Annotated in this window: 4 protein-coding genes; all 4 read right to left on the bottom strand. The window is 48.3% G+C overall.

Going from position 1 to position 2,384, the window contains the following annotated elements; genetic code table 11:
- Positions 1–1,150: DUF6079 family protein (locus PLF13_15035; protein ID HOP08584.1), on the bottom strand; the 1,150-nt coding region annotated here is incomplete at its 3' end.
- On the bottom strand, positions 1,147–1,659 hold the full coding sequence (brxF, locus tag PLF13_15030; GenBank protein ID HOP08583.1) for a BREX-3 system P-loop-containing protein BrxF: 513 nt from the start codon (positions 1,657–1,659) through the stop codon (positions 1,147–1,149). The genes PLF13_15035 and brxF, both read right to left, overlap by 4 nt.
- 25 nt (positions 1,660–1,684) lie before the next feature.
- Entirely contained in the window at positions 1,685–1,897 is a 213-nt protein-coding gene (locus PLF13_15025; protein ID HOP08582.1) for a helix-turn-helix domain-containing protein, read from the bottom strand.
- A gap of 162 nt (positions 1,898–2,059) precedes the next feature.
- On the bottom strand, positions 2,060–2,384 hold a 325-nt coding region (locus tag PLF13_15020; GenBank protein HOP08581.1), incomplete at its 5' end, for a gamma-glutamylcyclotransferase.

Raw genomic sequence — 2,384 nt, 5'->3', positions numbered from 1 at the left:
ATTGTTTGCGCGTGATGGCGTTTTCGATGCGTGATTCCAGCACCTGACTGCAATCAATCACCGCCCGGATCTCGGGAATCGCCCGGAAGGATGCATTTTGCTTTAAGGTATTCCAGTAGCTGTCAAAAGCGATCAGGCCGGGCTCGTTGTCCGGGACATCTTTATTCAAAACGCCCTTCATGCCCATGGAGAGGGTCTTGAGGACTTCACGCTTTTCGACAACAGTCACTCTTTCAAAGGTGTCTATGTAATCAGGGTGTACCGGAAACAGCCGGACAAATTCATCCATGCGCTCATTCAGGCCACCATAATATTTAGCAAATGGAGTGAGATAATCTCTGATCTTTGCCTGTTGCTCGGTAGTTTTCTTTAACAGACGCTCCGAGACCACAAATTTAACATCGCTTCGTGCAATCAGGATCTGCTCGAAGCGGTCCTTCACCCGACGGATACTGTCCGCGACAAAGGCAAATCTCGGGCTGTCAAATATGGCTTCCTGTACACCGGCCATGAAACGGAAGCGGAGGTCTTTACACACTTCACCGACTTCACGGAGGAAGTTCAAATCAAGGATGAGTTCCTGATCCTTTCGGGTTCGCAGATAATCCAGCAACTCATCGACCACCAGCAGGAGACCTTGTTCAGGAAATACTTCACCGAACTTAGCCATCATGTCCTCAAACGCTCGCTTATGACTGGTAATCGTTCCCGAGTCCGGGAAGACATAACTCACGCCCATGTTCTCGAGGTGCTCTTCGAGTTCTGCCACCAGAATATCTCTGAGAGACATAGTCGTTGCGCCGATCTCGGTGCGGATGACCTTGAATTTCCCGGCAATCTTGCCTGCGTCCGTTTTAACGCTTTCGTGGTTTAAACTATCAAGCAGGGACGCATCGGCAGCAATGCTGGATACGACAGACATCAAGTGCGATTTACCGGTACCGTAATTACCGACCACCAAGATGCCTTTATTATCGAGTGGCTGCTCAAACTGAAGCTGAGGAATTACAAGGCGAACCATCCGTTCTGCCATTTCATCAGAAACCACATAGGTGTTAACCAGTTGATGGGCAGCACTTGTTTTGTCAGCATCGCGCAGCTGAACGACCGATTCTATCGGATCAAATTGAATTAGCTCTCCGTATTTCATATCAGTTTATCCTCGCTTGACTGTTTAAAATCTACTGTTGCCTCGCCACTCATGCTGACAACCAGAGTGTCTGTTAAATCGTAACTTCTATATTCGCGGTGACCCGGCTCTGCGTAGGTCAGCTTGCCTTTTTCAAAAGTGCCGTTCCAAGAGGTCACGACGGTTAAATTTCGGGATAAGCCCTGTAGCAAACGCAACGGGTCCTGCTTGAGTTCAACATCAAAAAGGATCTCAATATTATCCAGAAAAACCTTATCCCCGCTGCCATTGACAGCCTTCGCTAAAATTTCGGCCAGCTTCAGTTGCCTTTGTTTTTCTGTTAATTCAAGCAGCTCTTTTGAGAGGCACAGATTGATATTTATAGGCTCGGCGTCATGCAGTTTTGCCAAATTCTGAACAACAGAAGTTTTACCGGAACCACCTTTCCCGACTATCAACACAAGACGGTGGTATAGCTCTTCCGCTGCTTTAAGTGACCTTGTCACTTTATTTTCTATTGGCTCTGCCATTTATCACTCCTATCTGTGGCCATCATTATTTATCCGGTTTCTCATCGGTGATATGAGTAGCCGCGCCACCAGCCTCAACCCATGCGTCGACCTGTTCTTTTTTGAATTTCCACAGTCGTCCCATGCGATGAGCGGGCATTCCATGCTTATCGATCCACTTGTAGACGGTGTCTTTACCGATCCCAAGGTATTTGCATATTTCGTCCACTGACAACCAGCGATCATCTATTTCTGCCATGTCTCATACTCCTCTTGGGGGCTATTGCGTTTTGCCATGACCTCAACAGAGGCAGTTAAGGAATGCTGCAAATACAACACTCCCACTTTAATTCACCCTGCAAATATACTGAAATGAAAGCCCGAAGTCAAATGTTCTTTGCCGATTTAAGCCGATTTCGTTCTATTTTGCTGGATACCAGCATCCCGAGGCTATCCTCTCCATATTATGGCCGAGCTTGTAATTGTACAGCCAAACAGGCCGGATCAAGTCTTTCGATTCAACCGCCACTAAAACCCGTGTATAAACACAGCGACCATTCGGATCGAATGCCTCCAGCCGATCAATGGGCGGCAGATCGAAGCCGGGATTGGCGAAGGTCATCAGCTCACCATGGACCAGATCCCAGTCGCCTTCGGGCTGTGTCATGGCATTATCGGGCAGCTCGATGACGTTCTGTGTTCGGGTATCGGCCAGCGGATCGGCAGTACCGGTGGCCAGTATGCTG

The organism is Candidatus Zixiibacteriota bacterium, from assembly GCA_035380245.1.
In the GTDB taxonomy this organism is placed as follows: domain Bacteria; phylum Zixibacteria; class MSB-5A5; order GN15; family FEB-12; genus DAOSXA01.
This window is presented reverse-complemented; position numbering and strand designations above follow the sequence as displayed.

Bases quoted from the DNA above. Each gene is read 5' to 3' on its own strand.
- PLF13_15025 (HOP08582.1), bottom strand. From the start codon at position 1,897: ATGGCAGAAATAGATGATCGCTGGTTGTCAGTGGACGAAATATGCAAA.
- brxF (HOP08583.1), bottom strand. From the start codon at position 1,659: ATGGCAGAGCCAATAGAAAATAAAGTGACAAGGTCACTTAAAGCAGCG.